Consider the following 18,632-nt stretch of genomic DNA (forward strand, 5'->3'; position numbering starts at 1 on the left):
CATTTAGTCCTTAACACTGGCGATTTGTGTGTCAGTTTCTTTATTTTCTTCAGCATCAATATTTTCAGATTTATCACCCGGTAGGGCTAATTTCATGCCATCAACAGGATAATCAAGTGCTGAAGTAATTAATTGATCTCCATGGGTTAACCCCTTAGAAACAATGACATCTCCACCATCTTGACGAACAATTTCAATATCTACATAGTGAAGTTTTGATTCATCATCTAAAACAGCAACTTGATTATTAACTACTAAATAACGAGGCAATTTAGTAGCTTGAGCTAAGGCTAAACCAAGAATATTTGCATTGACATATGAACCGAAACGCAAAGGAGTTTTAGCGTCCTGATTAGCAGGTAACAATGAATATGGATCTTTAATTTCAGCCACTAAATAACTCATGCGACTTTTGTTATCGATAACGCCTTCTGAGCGTGCGATATGTGCTCGCCATGTAGTATCAATACCGGCATAAGTTCCGACTAAATCAACCTCGGCTTCTTTTCCTTGATCAATTAAAAACTGTAATTGATTATCAGCAACGGGCAAACGTACTTCAGCCGTTTCTGTGCCTAATAATTTACCAACGCGATTACCAGTACCAACAAATGCTCCTAAACCAATATTTCGATCTTCAATCATGGCATTATAAGGCGCTCTAATTTCAGTACGTTCAAGGTTACGTTTCGCTCTTAACACGGCAGCCTCAGCAGCTTTAACTCTTGCAAGTTCTTGTGCAAGTTGCGGCTTACGTAAACTTAATTCCGTAGGAGATGCATCAGTAATGCGTTTCCACTCTTGCTCGGCTACTTTACCTTGTGCTTGCTCTTGTTCTAAAGCTGCAGATGCTGAGGCAAGGTTTGCTTCTGCATCGATTAAAGCAGCTTCATAATCGCTTGGGTCAATACGCGCGAGTAACTGATCTTTTTCGACAAAGCCGCCACGCACGAATGCGTCAGACAATTCAACAATAAGCCCGCTTACTTGTGCAACAATTTCAGTTTCATATTTTGGAGTGACAATGCCGTATGAATCAACGGTTAAAGTCATAGGCGCGACAGAAATTTCCTCAACTGCCACGATAGGGGTATTGTCTACTTTCGCTTTTTCTTCAGGTGGCTTCTTCATACTTGCAAAAGCCATAAAAAGTAAAATTCCTGCGATTAAAATGACAATTGGGACGATAATTTGTTTTTTTCTAGTCACCACTAATTCCTCGGATATATGTTTTCAAGTGTAACAATTTATAAAATTTCATTGATAGTAATGATAACGAATTACCAGCATTGTATTTTACAAAAGTTGTAAACGCTTGTTACAAATATCGCGCCGAAATGCGATGAAGTAGGATAAAAACAAGATAAATATATAATTCACCTAATAAACAATGAGTTAAAAACCATCGTTTGAAATAAAAACAATAAAAAGAGACCTTACGAAGATCTCCTTTTTTAATGGTACTTAGTGAGAATAACTAATTTTTATACTTTTATGAAAATTTTTCGACAATATAACCAATATAATACAAGCCATTGCAATAAAAGCATGCCACCAAATAAGATAACGTCCTGCCAACCTGCCGGAGCAACGTTAATAAAACCACCAAATAGGCTTTTACTAGTATATTGCCAATTGATCAGGCTTGACCCCAAATAAACAATAATTGAATTGGTACCAATTACAGCAAAAAATTTCGCCCAATGCGTTAGACCAATCACATCAATTAGTGCATAAAACAATGCAAGTAATAAAATGCTATAACCTGTTGTTACTAAAACAAAAGAGCTTGTCCATAACGTTTTATTAATTGGAAAGAACATCCCCCATAAATAGCCCAAAACAAGTAATGTAATACCTGCACATAATAGTCGAATAAGTAAATACTTAGCATTGGATAAATGTTGAACCATATAGCGACCAACAAAAACACCAATGAGCGCATTAACCACAGAAGTTACGTTCGACAATAACCCTTCAGGATCTAACGGCAAATTTCGATACGTCGTCCCCGGTAAAAACGTTTGATCAAACCACACATTTAATGCACCTTCTGCAGTGAAGTTTCCTCCACCAAGGCCACCTAAAGTAAGGAACTGCAGCATTAACCAATAAACGACTAAAATTGCTATCGCGACAATCCATTGAGTTCGTTCACTGACATACCATACCAACAGTGCGGCCACAAACCACGATATACCAATACGCCCTAACACACTGGCATAGCGGATATCATCTGGCGACGCAGGCATGCCATTTCCCCAACCGTGATTATATAAAACACCAAAAATAATTAATAAAATTAAACGTTTAACTCCGTGATGAAGAATAGATTTAGCTTGGTCAGCGGGGTAGCTTGATAAAGGTTTTGCAGCAATTCCTAAACTTACGCCAGAAAGAAAAATAAACAGTGGAAAAATTAAATCATAAGCGGTGAAACCATGCCAAACCGAGTGTTCCATTTGCTCAGCACCGAAATGAAAAATAGACCAACCGGTAATAATAAAAAATGCTGCGAATAGCTTTTCACCACCTAATATCCAAAACATATCGAAACCGCGCAAAGCGTCAATCGATAATAATCGTTTCTTTTTCACTGGGGGCGTTTCAGATGACGCTTGAATTTGACTCATATTTACCCTTATTTTTTATTATAATGAACTTTCAGACACATCTTAGACAGCGCTGTCATTTAATGATTGTAAGGAGTCGTTAACTAAATAGCAAACCTCAAATGTTTATTGCCCTTGATTTAAAGTTTATTGAGCATTGAAACAATTTATTGCGTTTAACATCTTGAGTTATCGGTGATAAAAAACAACAATGAACAAAAGTAAGGAGTTTACTATGTTAGCTAAAATAACGACCTTTTTTCAGTCATTAAATGAAGACGTTTCTACAGAAAAGAACACGTTAAGTGTTGAAATGGCTTGTACCGTATTGTTATGTGAAGTGATGAGAGCCGATGGACATTTAGATAATACAGAGCAACTATTTCTAACAGAGATTATTTCTGAGCAATTTGCATTGTCGTCAAATGAAGTAACAGCACTCATTAAAAAAGCGATTGAATTAAGCGAACATGCTATTGATTTTCATCAATTTACTTCAAAAATAAATAGCCATTATTCCCCTCATGAGAAAGAGAAAATAGTGACCTTATTATGGCAATTAGCGATGGCTGATGGTGAAATTGCGAGTATTGAAGAGCATATCATTAGACGAATTTCGGATCTCTTGCATTTAAGTCATGCTCAATATATTCGAGCTAAAAGCTCAGTCAAAGAAAAGTAATATTTCATTACTCCCCATAATTTTTAAACAAGCTATTTACTCGAATAGTCAACACGCAAGTAAAGCAATACGATATAATAGCGATTGTCTTTTTCATTTATCAACAATTTAGAGTGTAAACTATGGCAACTATTGGTCAATATAATACCCTTCCTGTCATCGCCATTATGGCTAATGGAGCTTATTTAGATGCTGGCGAACTGGGAGAAATTTTATTACCTAATCGCTATTTACCAGAAAACTGTCAAATTGATGATCAACTTAAGGTATTCATTTATGTCGATTCAGCCGATCGATTAATTGCCACTACTGAAACACCGCTTGCTCAACTTGGCGAATTTGCTTCATTAAAAGTGTCACAAGTAAATAAAATGGGTGCCTTTCTTGATTGGGGGTTACCAAAAGATTTACTGGCTCCCTATAACGAACAACATTCCAAAATGGAAACCGGGAAATATTACTTAGTACATATCTATTTAGATAAAACGACTGAACGTCTTGTAGCTTCGAGTAAGATTGACCGCTTTTTGGATATTTGGCCGGCAGACTATCAAAAGTGGGATAAAGTAGACCTGGTTATTGGTGGTAAAACGGATTTAGGTTTTAAAGCCATCATCAATAATCGCCATTGGGGGTTATTGTATGATAATGAAATTTTTCAACCCTTGCGTATTGGTAAAAAAGTAACCGGATATATCAAAAATATCCGTGAAGATGGCAGAATTGATTTATCACTTTCTCGCCCTGGCGAAGGTAAAGTTAATGACTTTTCCGACAAATTACTTGCTCATATTGCCGAGCAAGGTGGTTTTAGTTCTTTGCATGATAAAAGCTCGCCAGAACTAATCAAACGTACCTTAGGGGTGAGTAAAAAAACCTTTAAATCGACCGTTGGAAACTTATTAAAAAAAGGCAAAATCACCATTGAAAAAGATGGCATTCGTTTAAAATAAACTTCTCAATGATAAAAAAGGAGCTATTAAAGCTCCTTTTTATACACCGTTTAAAGTAGCGCTTTCAACAAATTAAAAACTACCTCTAACACCAAATTCAAACCCTCTGCCCGGTAACGGAGCAACATCTTTTAAAAATGAAGCATGAACACGGGCTTCTTCATTCGTCAGATTATTGCCTTTAACAAACACCACAAAGTCATCACCAATACCGTCTAAATAATAATTAACATTGGCATCAACAATAGTATATCCATCGGTTTTCGTTTCTAATTGTGCCACATCGTCTTGTTTAAAATAATGACTGAAAGATAACTCTGCCGCATAGTTTTCACTTTGATAATTTAGCTGCCCACCAATGCGTTTAGGAGGTATACGAGGTAAATTTCCGCCGTCACTCAATTTAGCTTTAATATAATCGGCAAAGACAGTGGTGGTTAAATTAGGGGTGACTTGATAAACCATTTCAGCTTCAAGACCATACATATCGACATCATTTTGTTGATAAACGTAAATAGGTAACCCTTCGCTTTCTTCTTCATGTTCTTCCTCATGCTCATGATCGTCATGTTCTTCCTCATGTTCGTCATGATCATGTTCATCTTCAAAAAATAAGCCGGTATTTTGTTGGTAATAATAATCGTCAATATGATTAACAAACGCACTCACGACAAAACCAAAGTCGCCTTCAAATTTACGCCAGGTAATATCTAAACTATAGGCTGTTTCTATCTCTAACGACTGATCGTTCATTTCAAAATGAACTTCGCCGTCTTCATATTCAACATCATAAATAGCCCCTACTTCAAAGCTCCCTGTACCAATGTGTGCTCCTTTAGAGAATACTTCAGCTGATGATGGTGCTCGTTGAGAAAGCGACGCTGAAAACCCTAAATTATAACCTGACTGATAATCCCATACTAAACCTAATGAAGCACTTGCTGCCGTAAATTCTTGCGCATCAAAGTACATTTCTTCGTGCTCATGGTCATGTTCTTCTTCATGTTCGTCATGATCAGCTTCATCATGTTCTTCTTCATGCTCGTCATGATGTTCAACTTCATATGTACCACTAGTATCCAATTGAACATGCTCAAGTCTGGCACCTAATTGAACCAACACATCATCGAAATGTTTTTCTTCTAACCAAGCTAATGCGACAGAACTTGTTTCAGAAGGAGGAGTAAATGCTTCTTCACCTAACGCTTCAAAATCACTATTTTTATAATGTAATGTCCACGCACCTTTCCAACCTTGGTATTCTCGGTGATAGGCATCAAAACGCGCTTCAAACACTTGGTTTTTAAACTGTGTTCCTACTTCACCATCTTCTATTTCTTGATGTTGATAATCGGTATAAGCAACTTTACTTGCCACTCTGTTGATAACACCTTCATCAAAATTTAATTCACTTAATAACTGAATACGGTCTTGTTTTAAATCGGCATAAACACGTTCAGCTTCATGCTCTTCGTGTTCTTCATGTTCTTCATGTTCTTCATGTTCTTCATGTTCTTCACCATGATCATGACTATGACCAACGATGCCATATTCTCTATCCGTTCTACCGTAAGAAAAGCCAATAAAACCATTTTCTAAAATATAACTCGTACCAACAGTGAATCCTGAAGATTTCGAATCACTATTTAATAACACACCTTCTGAGCCAAGTTCTTCTTCATGCTCGTCATGATCATGATCATCCTCTTCTTCATGTTCTTGATGAGCATTTTCAGTTTCGGAAAAACCAGGGATTTCATAGTTATTAGATTCTCGCCAAAGGCCATCTAAATGAAAAGCAAGGTTACCTGATGAAGTATTTAATGAAAATGCCCCTTCACTTTCATCAGCTACATCATTATGTTTGATCATATAATCTAGACCATCATCAAGCGCTTTAGGTACACGACTATCAACTATATTCACTACCCCACCAATGGCGCCACTACCATAAAATAAGGTTGCCGGTCCTCTAAGTACTTCAACTTGTTGAGCGGTAGCTGTTTCGGATGACACTGCATGATCAGGGCCTACTCTTGAAGCATCGCCTACATCTAAACCATTTTGTGTGATTAAGACACGTGGACCATCTAATCCTCTGATAATAGGGCTACTTGACACTGGGCCGTAATAGCTAGAATGTACACCCACTTCATGTTTTAACGTTTCACCTAACGTCGAGGCGTGTTTCATGCGTAATTCATCAGCGGCGATCACATTAACTGGTAATGCAGATTCTATATTTGAAGAATGTAAAGGTGTGGCATGTACATCGATAACTTCCATCACGCTAGGCGTCATTTTTACTAACACACCGGTTAAGTCAGTATCCGTAACCTCAAGATGGTAATTATTGTGACTAAAAGATCTTGCTGTCACATGTAACTCAATGTCGCCTTTTGAAATATTATCAAAAGTGAATTGACCTAACTCATTAGTCGTCATTGATTGGGAACTATTTACAACGACAACTTTCGCGTTAGCGACTGGCTTACCTGATAAATCTTCGACTATACCTGATACTTTTTGTGCATAGGCGACATGTGAAACTGCCAACGACATAATGCATGCCGCTGTGATTTTATTTAATTGCATGGGTACTTCCAATTAACTTATATAAATAAGATAAAGATAAAAATTTAATGTTTATGTTTTATATTTAACGAATCTAGTTAATTGGCGGCGCTCTCAACGCTGGAATGAGAAAAAATTGATGGTATTCAAGCAGCGAGCTTTTTAGGGGGGAGGAAATAAAAAACTGTACCGTAAATTCTTCAATTACGGTAAGTTCATTTTTATTATTGTCGAGATTATGTTGGCATAATTTACAGTCAAGAGATTCTACTTGCTGGCTACCAACATCACCACTATGCACGACATGCGAAAAACTCGCCAACGAAAAGCTCATCAACACAAACAGTGTGATAAGCCTTAGTAACGTATTCTTGTGCAGATAAGTGTCATTCATAATGTGATAATATAACAGTCACGTTTTTTCTGCAATGAATGTACATGTCATTCAACTACATTTATTGTCAGCTTAACGCTAAGTGAATACATTTCATACGCTTTAGATATCAATATACGATCATATAAGCTTCATGTTTATTTTTCGCACAAAAAAAGACACCTCAAAAGGTGTCTTTAACAAAACAATTAAACTAATTGTAAATTTAAATAATCATATCCATTAACGATAAAATAAGGGTTATTGCGTGCCACCTATGGTCATTTCATCGACTTTTAATGTAGGTTGCCCAACACCAACAGGCACGCTTTGGCCATCTTTACCACACACGCCAACACCAGCATCAAGCGCTAAATCGTTACCCACCATGCTAACATTTTTCATCGCTTCAGGGCCGCTTCCAATCAATGTAGCACCTTTAATTGGTGTCGTTATTTCACCATTTTCAATTAGATAAGCCTCTGAACTAGTAAAAACAAACTTACCCGAAGTGATATCTACTTGTCCGCCAGCAAAATGTGGCGCGTAAATACCTTTTTTAACTGATTTAATAATATCTTTCGGATCATGTTCACCCGCTAGCATATAGGTATTGGTCATGCGTGGCATAGGTAAATGCGCGTAAGATTCACGGCGACCATTACCGGTTGGTTTTACGCCCATTAATGATGCGTTATGCTTATCTTGCATATAACCTTTTAAAATGCCTTTTTCGATTAACACATTATATTGAGCAGGCGTACCTTCATCATCAATATTCAAAGAACCGCGACGATTCGCTAACGTACCGTCATCAACAATCGTACAATGCTCTGAAGTTACTTGCTCTCCCACTTTTCCTGAAAATGCTGATGAGCCTTTACGATTAAAATCGCCTTCTAAGCCATGACCAACCGCTTCATGTAGAAGCACACCCGGCCAACCAGAGCCAAGCACAACAGGGAAACTTCCCGCAGGCGACTCGATAGCAACTATATTGACTAATGCTTGGCGAACCGCTTCTTCAGCATAAGCTAAATAACGCGCTTTATTTCCTTCAGCCTCGAAAAAATAACTATAATCAGTTCTAGCGCCACCACCGGCACTTGCACGTTCTCGTTTACCATTGTCCTCAACTAATACCGAACAATTCAACCTCACCAATGGACGAATATCTGTCGCAAATGTACCATCGCTTGCCGCGACTAATACTTTTTCAAACACACCAGATAAGCTAACAATCACTTGTTTAACACGGCTATCAATAGAACGCGCATGGGCTTCCATTTCATGTAATAGAGTGATTTTTTGCTCTTGAGTCAAACTACCAATTGGGTCAACGCCTTGAAATATTTCAGGTTGTGATTGCGCTTTAAACGCATGAACAGTGCCACTTTTTCCTGCAAAAGCGATACCTTTTGCAGCGTCAGCCGCTTTTGTTAAAGCATGTGCTGAAATATCATCAGAATACGCAAAGCCTGTTTTTTCACCTGAAATAGCGCGAACACCTACACCACGTTCAATATTGTATGAACCTTCTTTTACAACACCATCTTCCAACAGCCAAGATTCATGAGCGCTTGATTGAAAATACAGATCCGCTAAATCAACATTTCGTTGATATATGCTATTTAGGGTGTCATGCAAAAAACTTCTATCGATTTGGCTATCAGCCAAGAGCTCACGCTCAACTATATTCATATAATTTCTACTTGTTACTTCAATGTGGTAAAAAATCGGTTATGTTCAGCTACCGGAATGGCCGAACGAATTTTAGATAGTTCGGATAAACAAACATCTACGCTAATGGTGCCTTGCCCTTTTGATTTACTCGCGAGTATTTCACCCCAAGGACTAATAATCATACTATGCCCCCATGTTTCGCGTCCATTTTCATGAACACCCTGTTGGCCGGCGGCAACGATATATACTTGGTTTTCTATCGCTCTAGCACGTAATAAACTTTCCCAATGTGCTTGGCCTGTTACTTTAGTAAAGGCACTGGGAACCGTGATTATTTGAGCGCCTAACGTTGTTAATTGACGGTATAATTCAGGAAAACGTAAATCATAACAAATGGTTAAGCCTACCTTCATTTGATTGATATTGGCAGTAACTACGTTTTGTCCCGCTTGAGTATAACGTGATTCCAGATAATTCTTTTCATTATCATCGACATTCACATCAAATAAATGAATCTTGTCATATTGCGCTATTTGCTCACCTGACGATAAAAATACACAACTGCTATTGGTAAATTTATCAGTATTAGGCTGATAAATTGGGATACTGCCTGCAATCAAATTTACCGCATACTTTTTTGCCAATGCAGCCAACTGCTCAATTAAAGCATTATCTTGGTAGGTTGCCTTCGCTAATGCTAATTGTTCAGCATCTTTGCCACCGAAAAACAAACAACACTCTGGCAATACTACAAGGTGGTTATCACTATACGCCAAAGCTGATAACGCTTGTTCGATAACCGCTAAATTAGCGGCTACGTTTGGCTCAGAGGTAAGTTGTATTGCAGAGAGTTTAACCACTTTTATTTTCCTGACTATTTGGCTTTTGCTCATTGATAATTTTGTGCTCTTGAGGGGGCACGTTCAATGTTTCTTGCTCAAGCGTTGGAATATTTTCCACCACTTGTGGAGGAGAGTCTCTGCCTACACTAATATTTTGTGTTTTCCTGTCAACCACTTTAAAGCTTGGCTCACTGATCAATCCCGTTACTTCAAACTTATATTCTGAAACAACTTGAGAAGTGATCACTTCATCAATGGCAATACCCGCTAAAAACGTCACTGGGTTTAAGGTAGCTATCCACGCAATAGCCGGTAAACTTGAGGTAACATTAGGTTTATACGACATGCGATAATCTAATGCTTCATTAATTAGATCGGTATTACCGCTAACCGTTAAGTCTCCGGCCGAACCTTTTAAAAAAGTATTTTTAGTATAAATAATGCCGTCTTGAAGGTGAAAATCGCCAGTGACTTTACTGTAGAACATACCATCACTAAAGATATCTCTAAAATCAAATTTAAGTTTTCTCACTAAAGATTGTAAACTTAAAATTGAAAACGCACGGGCTTGGTCTGGCACCTCAGCTAAATAACCTTCATCAAGTTCGCCTCGGATATCACCACTGACACTCGCTAAAGTAAAATCTTGTGGGCCACCAAACCAATTCACATTAAAGTTTGATTTTAAGCCACTATCTTTCACCGTTGATGAAATACCTAAACGTTCAAGTTCACGTTCAATATCTTTGCTATTTAAATCGCCTGTAACTGTTGTCTTTGAGGTTTTTTGATCATGCTGCCATTGTGCGTTAAGCGATAATTTATTATCTTTTCGTTGTGAAACAAAATTATTCACCACGAGTAAATCATCTCGTTTTCTTTCCAAGATAAAATTAACACTACCAAGGTTTAAATTTCCGTAAGAGCAACTAGCACACCTAACTTGTAACGGAGGAACGTTTTTAAAAAACTCGTCATTAACGTGAATATCAAATGGCGCGGCTTGTTCGTTTGTCTGAGTAGTCTCAGCTATTTCTACTTCACCATCAGATATTTTGGATTTAGCAAACAACAGTTTTTCGGGGGCTAAATGAATAAAATCAGCGTTAACATCAAGTCCCTGAGTATGCCAATCGGGATAAAACTTCACTTTTGCTCTAGCTTCTTTGCTAGTTAATTCTAATAACCACCAACTTAATTCATCTTCTAATTTAAAAGATACACCATGAATAGCTTCATCTAAGAAGGTAAGCTTGCCAATATTTCCTCGTATTCGCTGCGGTTTTTCCAACAACCCAGGAGAAGAATCGGTTGTATCAGCAGCGGGTATACTATCAATAATTTTGCCAACAAAAGGCTGCCATTGTTCAAATTTAGCTTCATCTAAATTCGTCGTTATATGGAATCCATTCATCGGTAAATACATTTCTTCATCACCTAAAATAAGGTGTGATTGGGTAAACGCAGCCAATTGATGATTTAAATTGCCATAAAAATTAAGCGAATCGCCAATTTTGACATCAATTCGAGATTGATCTTGGTTACCATAAACTTTAGCGCTAGCGAGTTTATTTTGATTTACTTTTTTATCAAAAGGCGCAGGTAAATTTAATTGTGTTTGTAGTAAATCTGACTGAATGTTTAATTGATATGAAAACTGTCCATCATGAAAGTTTTTAATCTCAAGCGCACCTTGCCAATCTAATGAACCATCTCCATAAGGTTTAAGTAATTCAGGTAGTTGGGCAAGCCATTCTTTGTTCTGCCATTGTGCATTAATGTTAATATCTGTTTGATAATGTTCTTCTTTATCATAGGTATTTACGTCCAGTGTTAATGGCATATTGCGCCACATTAATTTTAGTTGCTGGGTATTAACTTTTTCATTTTCGAAGCTCAATAACCCGTTCACTTGAGTAAAATTCATTTCAGGTGCTTGTAATGCTATTTTATTTTGATTAAAGGCGATTTCACCTTGTGCGACTGTTAAATCCGGATTATCTAAAGGTAAAGATAATGAAAACTTGCCCGCTATATTTTTACTGATCACAACTTTTTCTAGTACCGCACCAACACTTTCGTTTAACGGGCTAGTGATCATTAAATTGGTAACGAGCCCTGGTGCCGTTTCTTTAAATTTAGCTTCTACCGCTAATACACTGTTTTGCGTTAAATCAGTAATAGCAGCTGTTACTCCCTTCACATCAATACCGCTTAATAATCCTTCACGGCCAGTGATCATCATACTATTGTTAGTAAAATTTAAATTGGCATTAAAATGGTTAATCGAAGGCCAATTTGGATCAAATTTAAAAGTAGAGCCAACTAATTCAGCATCAACTATAAATGTGCCTTTGTTCTTCGGATAAGGAAAACTATTTAGCTGTCCTTGAATTAATACCAAGGCTTGCTCAAGTTTACCTTGCTGTAAGGCACCATTTAGGTAATCAACTAAATCTTCTCCCATTAATAAATGAGGATAAAATGATTGTGCGTATATTGCGTTACCGTCAAAAGCAGTTGCTAATAACGATAACTCTATGTCTTTATCAGGCTCGGAAAACACACCTATTTCGGCATTGAGTTTAATTTCATCTGAAGCAAAGCTGATATTATCACTGGTAAGTTGCCATGAATTCTCAACAAATTTCATGGTGATGGTTGACGCTAAATGTTGATAAACAATAGGTGCTTTAAAATGTTTATCGAAGTTCAAAGCGCCATCACTGGCATTAAAGTCCACTTGCAGTTGCTGATCTGAATATATTATTTCACCAGTTACATTCTCGATTGCCGGAATACCGTTACTGTATTGACTGGAATAGTCAGAGAATTGCGCAACGGTGGAAAGTTTATCATTGGCAAACTTAAAATAAACATCATTTATTGTGCCGACTGGATCTAACTCATCAATTAATAAATTAACGTCTGTTTTTTCAATCACTAACGGCAATAAATCAGCAAGACCTGCAATATCAACGGTTGAAATAAACCCATGGGTTTCTTTATTTACTTTTTTGATATCAAAATTTAAAGGTGCCCATGTTTGTTCATTTGAGCTAACTTGAATATCAGATGAAGTGATTTGCAGTTTTTCTAGACTATCAAGGTGTTGAAATAAAATCTGTCCTTGATCGATATTTAATGTGCGAATATTTTCTTGGTGTTGCCAAGCAATTTGATTATTACCTAGTACTACTTGAAGTTTTTTTGCTATTCCTTTGTCTATTGACAACCAAGCATTAAAATTAACCGTTGAATGGGTATTCTCATTATCAATAGCCAGCACTTGGTCCAACCAAGGAGTAATATTTAATCGATTAGCATCTAAATGAATAACCCCTTTCATATCAGCTAATTTTTCGCCTTGAAGATCAAGCTTAACCTGTAGGTTATTTGATGTTAATCCATCAACAATTACATTACCGTGTGCTTGATGGCTTTTTCCTTGATTTAACCAATCTATTTGGCTAATTAAAAAGGTATGTTTACTTTTACCTTTGCGGTAAATAACTTGACTATTTTTTACCGAAAAGCGCCCTATTTGTTTGAGAAATAGTTCTGTGACACTATTGATTAACGTAGCATTTTGCTCTGAATTAGCATTATTCGCTAATACTTTGTCGTCAAATAAAACTTTTACGCCATCTAAAGTAAAGTCTTTGGTAATGATTCGTCTAAAGCGAATACTCTTCCAAAAATCAATATTAATATCAAAAGCTTGTATATAAACTTCAGAGCCATCCGTTTGCAAAAGACTGACATTTTCCGCTTGTAAAGTTGGTCCGGAGCTCTGCCATCCCATATTTAAAGCGCCAATAACAATATCGCTTTGATAGGTGGTATTTATGTAATCTTGTAGATCTTCCCGGTAATTATGGGCGTAAGGCAGAAATAAACGCAAAGCACTGATCAACACCGCAAAGATCACCAAAAAAATGGCAATACATTTGTAGGTGCGATTTAACCAACGATTTGAAACCTTCGATATACCCATATCTTTAAAAATATCTCTACACTTTATCGACCAAATTGCTTTACTCGATTTTACATTTTACCGGTAAATTCAAATGACTCCTCCTTGAGTTATTTACATCATCACTACATCGAATTGCTCTTGATTATACATGATTTCAGTTTGTATTTTTATCTGCTTACCAATAAATACTTCAAGCTCAGCAAGGTTATGATACTCGTCATTAATTAATGACTCACTCACGGATGACGCAGCATAAACAATGAACTTATCTGCATCATAAGCCCTATTTACTCGAACGATTTCACGCAAAATTTCAAAACAAATTGTTTCAACAGTTTTTAAATGTCCTCTTCCTTCACACACAGAACACTCACCGCATAATATATGCTCTAAACTTTCGCGAGTACGTTTACGAGTCATTTCCACTAATCCTAAAGCAGAAAAACCACTGATACTATATTTTACCTTATCTTTGCTCATGGCTACATCAAGGCTGTGGTGTACGCGTTTTTGATGGTCAGTATTAAGCATGTCAATAAAATCAACAATAATAATCCCCCCCAAATTACGCAGCCTTAGTTGTCTTGCAATAGCCTGGGTTGCTTCAATATTGGTATTAAAAATAGTTTCTTCTAAGTTACGATGACCAACGAATGCTCCGGTATTAATATCTATCGTTGTCATAGCTTCTGTTTGATCGATAATTAAATAACCACCAGATTTAAGCTCAATTTTACGATGTAAGGCTCGTTGAATTTCATTTTCAACATCAAACAAGTCAAATATGGGTCTTTCGCCGGGATAGTATTCAAGTACCTTTTTTAATTCAGGGACAAACTCTTGTGTAAACTCGCCCAGTTGATCAAAGGTAAGTTTAGAATCAATTCGAATTCGCTCTAAAGAGATTCCGACAAAATCACGCAGGACACGAAACGCTAATGATAAATCTTGATAAATCGCTGTTTGGGTTTGTTTACGTGCTTTTCTTTCTAAAACCTTTATCCATACTCGACGTAAAAACTCAGCATCATGACGCAACTCTTCATCGCCAGCACCTTCTGCGGCTGTACGAACAATGAAGCCATGTTCTTCACCGCAATACGGTAACACAATATCTCTTAATCTTTTTCTTTCCTCAACTTCTTCTATACGTTGAGAAATACCCACATGGCTAGAATTAGGCATCAGTACTAAATAACGTGCCGCCACGGTAATATCAGTAGTTAAACGTGCGCCTTTTGTTCCTAAAGGGTCTTTAACCACTTGTACGACAATATGTTGCCCTTCATGAACTAAAGATCTTATATCAGGTACTTGATCACTTTGTTCATCTTCTTTTAAGATCAATTTAGAGTTAATATCTGAAGCATGTAAAAAAGCGGCTTTATCTAAGTTTATGTCAACAAATGCCGCCTGCATCCCGGGTAGCACTCGAATAACTTTACCGAGATAAATATTACCTACTAATCCTCGTTTAGCTTCACGTTCAACATGAACTTCTTGTAACACGCCGTTTTCAATTAACGCAACGCGCGTTTCACTTGGTGTAACATTAACGAGTAACTCACCACTCATGATTAATCCTTTTATTCAATTCTGTACGTTAAATACTTTGGACAGGCGTTGGGCAAGAAAATTCAGCGAGCAATTGTGCCGTTTCATATAACGGTAAGCCAACCACGGCAGAATAACTACCACTAATGTGTTTCACAAATTGTCCGGCGATGCCCTGAATACCATAAGACCCAGCTTTATCTTGCGGCTCACCTGTGTGCCAATAGTTGATGATTTCTTCTTTAGTTAACGTTTTAAACGTGACATCGGTAGAAACTACCAAAGCCTTGCTGAACTGTCCCTGAACAACCGCAATTGCCGTTAACACTTGATGAGTATTTCCTGACAACATAGATAAACAATCTATCGATTGAGTTAAATTATCTGGCTTACCTAATATTTGATTCTGATAAACAACACAAGTATCTGATCCTAATACCAAGGTTGTTTCCGGCTGACTTTTTGCTATATGAGCAGATTTTTCTACAGCTAAACGTTGAACATATTCTATCGGCGTCTCATTAATTTTGACTGTTTCATCAATATCAGCTGGGCAGCAAGTAAACTGATAACCTAATTGTGCTAATAACTCACGACGACGTGGCGATTGTGACGCTAAAATTAATGATTTCATATTACTTTATTTTAAAATGACGACGGACTTTACGCAGTAATAAAAACACCCAAGGCCATAAAATAATGGAAGTAAAAACCGGGTATAAATAGCTAGGAAGAAAAACAACATCGGTTAAAAATCGCTGAAACCAAAAAACCAGTAAATGATATAAAGCTGATATCACGCCAATTATCAGTGCTTGTTGCCAAACAGAGAAGTTTCGTATTTTTTGAAAGTTTCCAGCCACAATATAAACAGACAGTGCCATAGCAGCGGCATGCAGTCCTAATACCGAACCTAACAATACATCCAATAAGAATCCCATAACCCAAGCCGTTATTACATTAACTCGGGTAGGCAAGGCTAAACACCAATAAAGTAAAACAACGAGAACCCAATCAGGCCGAAAAGCGTCAATACTCAATGGCATTGGCATAATACTCGCCATCAAAGCCACTAATAAGGTAAAAATTATGATTATGCCGTTATGTGCCAATATCGTCATCCTCATTAATTGCCGCTAAATCATCCTTTGATGAAAAAATATTGGTTGGCTTTTCTGGCCATAACAATAATAAATATCGTAAACGATTTATCTGAGCAACCGGCTCACTTTGTACTTGTGCAAAAGGCCGCGTTTCATCTTGTCTAACGGCCGAAACTCGTGCAACAGGATAACCTTCGGGGTATTTGCCGCCTAATCCTGAGGTCACTAATAAGTCGCCTACTCGCACATCGGTACTATGGGGCACATAATTATGTGTTAATCGATCAATGGTACCGGTGCCACTGGCGACCAAACGAATACCATTTCGACTAATTCGAACAGGCACAGCATGAGTAACGTCAGTAATTAATAAAACACGGCTAGAAATAGTTCCGACATGTAATACTTGTCCGACAATACCTTGGTCATCTATCACCGCTTGACCTTCAAAAACCCCTTGGTTCGCGCCACGATTAATCACCACTTGATGTGAGTACGGATCGCTATCAACAGATAATATTTCAGCGACCATTTTTTTAGCGTCTGCTCGAACAGGAGAAGCTAATAAAGAACGCAATCGATCATTTTCTTTTTTGAGCATACTTAGCTGCATTAATTGTTCTTGATAGCGCAGCTCATTAGTTTTAAATTCTTGATTCTCTTCGATCAATTGCTTACGAGTGACAATGTTTTCCACCCCCCAATCAATAAGTTGTTTAGGCGTAGTGGCAAGGTATTGTAATGGACTCACCATTGATTGAAGATAGCCTCGAACAGACTCGAAACTGTTGACTTTATGATCGAAAAATATCAACAAAGCAGAACAAAACAGCACCAGAACTAGCCGGTGCTGTGGGGATGGTCCATGTTTAAAAATTGGATTCATAAATTAATGCTACAAGCCAATAGATTTTCCAAATAAACAAAATTTTACATGATTTGCGCTATTTCATTCGAAGCTAATGGCTTTCAGTTCAAGGAAGAAGCACGGAGTTGACGCTAGTCAATGAGTACTTTTAACGAAGAAATGAAAACCAGTAGCAAAGAAGAAATCAGGGCGTTTATTCGTAAGAGAATAAATCGCCACCATGCATATCAATCATCTCTAAAGCTTTACCGCCGCCTCTAGCAACACACGTAAGCGGGTCATCAGCAACAACAACAGGAATACCGGTTTCTTCCATTAATAATCGATCTAAATCTTTTAATAATGCGCCACCACCAGTTAACACCATGCCGCGTTCAGAAATATCTGATGCTAACTCTGGCGGTGATTGCTCTAACGCGACCATAATCGCACTGACAATACCGGTTAAAGGTTCTTGTAATGCTTCCAAGATTTCATTGCTGTTTAGCGTGAAGCTACGCGGAACACCTTCAGCAAGGTTGCGACCACGCACTTCAATTTCGATTAATTCTTCACCTGGATAAGCAGAGCCAATTTCATGTTTTATTCGCTCAGCCGTTGCTTCACCAATCAAGCTACCAAAGTTACGGCGGACATAATTGATAATGGCATCGTCAAATTTATCACCACCGATGCGTACAGAAGAAGAATACACCACACCGTTTAAAGAAATAATACCAACTTCCGTGGTACCACCACCAATATCGACTACCATTGAACCCGTCGCTTCAGAAACAGGCATACCCGCACCAATCGCTGCCGCCATTGGTTCATCAATCAAATAAACTTCTCGAGCACCCGCACCTAAGGCTGATTCTCTAATCGCACGACGTTCAACTTGTGTAGAACCACATGGCACACAAACTAAGACACGGGGACTTGGACGTAAGAAATTATTACTATGTACTTGTTTGATGAAATACTGCAACATTTTTTCAGTGACGAAAAAGTTGGCGATAACCCCGTCTTTCATCGGGCGAATCGCTTCAATATTACCCGGTGTGCGACCTAACATTTGTTTTGCTGCAGCACCCACTGCCGCCACACTTTTCGAACCACCGGCTCTGTCTTGACGAATTGCCACTACAGAAGGTTCATCTAATACTATGCCCTGGTCTTTTACATAAATCAGGGTATTTGCTGTTCCTAAATCAATTGATAAATCGTTAGAAAACATGCCGCGTAATTTTTTAAACATATGATCTCTATGTCCTTGCTATCTCGCTAGTATAAATATGTACTAGGGTAATAAAGTTATTTTTATAATTGCTGCTCATCATACCCCAGACTTTAGAAGATGTGATGCATGATTTTGCAAAAAACAGTAGTTTTTTTACTTTTTTTTGCTCAAATAGCTAAAAATGAATAAA

14 protein-coding genes are annotated in these 18,632 nt (G+C 37.6%); 2 read left to right on the top strand and 12 right to left on the bottom strand.

The annotated features are described in order from the left end of the window. Positions 1 to 3 precede the first annotated feature (3 nt). Both Q4493_RS02895 and nagX read right to left on the bottom strand, forming a co-directional pair. Complete coding sequence (locus Q4493_RS02895) at positions 4 to 1,209, bottom strand: efflux RND transporter periplasmic adaptor subunit (RefSeq protein ID WP_303449274.1); 1,206 nt, start codon at positions 1,207 to 1,209, stop codon at positions 4 to 6. A 275-nt stretch (positions 1,210 to 1,484) separates the two neighbouring features. Next, entirely contained in the window at positions 1,485 to 2,633 is a 1,149-nt protein-coding gene (gene nagX / locus Q4493_RS02900) for a transmembrane glucosamine N-acetyltransferase NagX (protein WP_303449276.1), read from the bottom strand. A 214-nt stretch (positions 2,634 to 2,847) separates the two neighbouring features. Between nagX and Q4493_RS02905 the strand changes: the two genes are divergently transcribed. Then, on the top strand, positions 2,848 to 3,294 hold the full coding sequence (locus tag Q4493_RS02905; RefSeq protein ID WP_303449277.1) for a TerB family tellurite resistance protein: 447 nt from the start codon (positions 2,848 to 2,850) through the stop codon (positions 3,292 to 3,294). 122 nt (positions 3,295 to 3,416) lie between these two features. Further along, positions 3,417 to 4,247 carry a S1 RNA-binding domain-containing protein gene (locus Q4493_RS02910; protein ID WP_303449278.1) on the top strand — a complete coding sequence of 277 codons (831 nt, stop codon included), beginning with the start codon at positions 3,417 to 3,419 and terminating at the stop codon, positions 4,245 to 4,247. Between the two features lie 72 nt (positions 4,248 to 4,319). On the opposite strand, the gene Q4493_RS02915 is transcribed toward Q4493_RS02910, so the two are convergent. The 10 genes from Q4493_RS02915 to Q4493_RS02960 form a co-directional block, all read right to left on the bottom strand. Next, the gene (locus tag Q4493_RS02915; RefSeq protein WP_303449280.1) at positions 4,320 to 6,842 is read right to left on the bottom strand and encodes a TonB-dependent receptor; all 2,523 of its coding nucleotides are present in this window, start codon (positions 6,840 to 6,842) and stop codon (positions 4,320 to 4,322) included. A gap of 73 nt (positions 6,843 to 6,915) precedes the next feature. Beyond that, on the bottom strand, positions 6,916 to 7,143 hold the full coding sequence (locus Q4493_RS02920; protein ID WP_303449281.1) for a hypothetical protein: 228 nt from the start codon (positions 7,141 to 7,143) through the stop codon (positions 6,916 to 6,918). Positions 7,144 to 7,455: 312 nt separating this feature from the next. Continuing rightward, a complete protein-coding gene (gene tldD / locus Q4493_RS02925; protein WP_303449282.1) occupies positions 7,456 to 8,895 on the bottom strand; it encodes a metalloprotease TldD in 1,440 nt (479 codons plus the stop codon). A 14-nt stretch (positions 8,896 to 8,909) separates the two neighbouring features. Continuing rightward, positions 8,910 to 9,737 carry a carbon-nitrogen hydrolase family protein gene (locus tag Q4493_RS02930; protein WP_303449283.1) on the bottom strand — a complete coding sequence of 276 codons (828 nt, stop codon included), beginning with the start codon at positions 9,735 to 9,737 and terminating at the stop codon, positions 8,910 to 8,912. Continuing rightward, positions 9,730 to 13,716: a YhdP family protein gene (locus Q4493_RS02935; protein ID WP_303449284.1), complete on the bottom strand. Its 3,987-nt coding sequence runs from the start codon at positions 13,714 to 13,716 to the stop codon at positions 9,730 to 9,732. The genes Q4493_RS02930 and Q4493_RS02935 overlap by 8 nt, the downstream gene beginning before the upstream one ends. Before the next feature lie 93 nt (positions 13,717 to 13,809). Next, positions 13,810 to 15,273, bottom strand: a complete 1,464-nt coding sequence (gene rng, locus Q4493_RS02940; RefSeq protein ID WP_303449285.1) for a ribonuclease G — start codon at positions 15,271 to 15,273, stop codon at positions 13,810 to 13,812. A 28-nt stretch (positions 15,274 to 15,301) separates the two neighbouring features. Beyond that, a complete protein-coding gene (locus Q4493_RS02945; RefSeq protein ID WP_303449287.1) occupies positions 15,302 to 15,886 on the bottom strand; it encodes a nucleoside triphosphate pyrophosphatase in 585 nt (194 codons plus the stop codon). A 1-nt stretch (position 15,887) separates the two neighbouring features. Beyond that, entirely contained in the window at positions 15,888 to 16,373 is a 486-nt protein-coding gene (mreD, locus tag Q4493_RS02950) for a rod shape-determining protein MreD (RefSeq protein WP_303449289.1), read from the bottom strand. After that, the gene (gene mreC / locus Q4493_RS02955; protein WP_303449290.1) at positions 16,354 to 17,241 is read right to left on the bottom strand and encodes a rod shape-determining protein MreC; all 888 of its coding nucleotides are present in this window, start codon (positions 17,239 to 17,241) and stop codon (positions 16,354 to 16,356) included. Before mreC ends, mreD begins: the two co-directional genes overlap by 20 nt. Positions 17,242 to 17,416: 175 nt before the next feature. Continuing rightward, a complete protein-coding gene (locus Q4493_RS02960; RefSeq protein WP_303449291.1) occupies positions 17,417 to 18,460 on the bottom strand; it encodes a rod shape-determining protein in 1,044 nt (347 codons plus the stop codon). Positions 18,461 to 18,632: the final 172 nt, after the last annotated feature.

The sequence above is a fragment of the Colwellia sp. 1_MG-2023 genome, assembly GCF_030546755.1.
Classification (GTDB): domain Bacteria; phylum Pseudomonadota; class Gammaproteobacteria; order Enterobacterales; family Alteromonadaceae; genus Thalassotalea_H.

Bases quoted from the DNA above. Each gene is read 5' to 3' on its own strand.
- rng (WP_303449285.1), bottom strand. From the start codon at position 15,273: ATGAGTGGTGAGTTACTCGTTAATGTTACACCAAGTGAAACGCGCGTT.
- Q4493_RS02935 (WP_303449284.1), bottom strand. From the start codon at position 13,716: ATGGGTATATCGAAGGTTTCAAATCGTTGGTTAAATCGCACCTACAAA.
- nagX (WP_303449276.1), bottom strand. From the start codon at position 2,633: ATGAGTCAAATTCAAGCGTCATCTGAAACGCCCCCAGTGAAAAAGAAA.
- mreC (WP_303449290.1), bottom strand. From the start codon at position 17,241: ATGAATCCAATTTTTAAACATGGACCATCCCCACAGCACCGGCTAGTT.
- Q4493_RS02945 (WP_303449287.1), bottom strand. From the start codon at position 15,886: ATGAAATCATTAATTTTAGCGTCACAATCGCCACGTCGTCGTGAGTTA.
- Q4493_RS02905 (WP_303449277.1), top strand. From the start codon at position 2,848: ATGTTAGCTAAAATAACGACCTTTTTTCAGTCATTAAATGAAGACGTT.
- Q4493_RS02915 (WP_303449280.1), bottom strand. From the start codon at position 6,842: ATGCAATTAAATAAAATCACAGCGGCATGCATTATGTCGTTGGCAGTT.
- tldD (WP_303449282.1), bottom strand. From the start codon at position 8,895: ATGAATATAGTTGAGCGTGAGCTCTTGGCTGATAGCCAAATCGATAGA.
- Q4493_RS02910 (WP_303449278.1), top strand. From the start codon at position 3,417: ATGGCAACTATTGGTCAATATAATACCCTTCCTGTCATCGCCATTATG.
- mreD (WP_303449289.1), bottom strand. From the start codon at position 16,373: ATGACGATATTGGCACATAACGGCATAATCATAATTTTTACCTTATTA.
- Q4493_RS02960 (WP_303449291.1), bottom strand. From the start codon at position 18,460: ATGTTTAAAAAATTACGCGGCATGTTTTCTAACGATTTATCAATTGAT.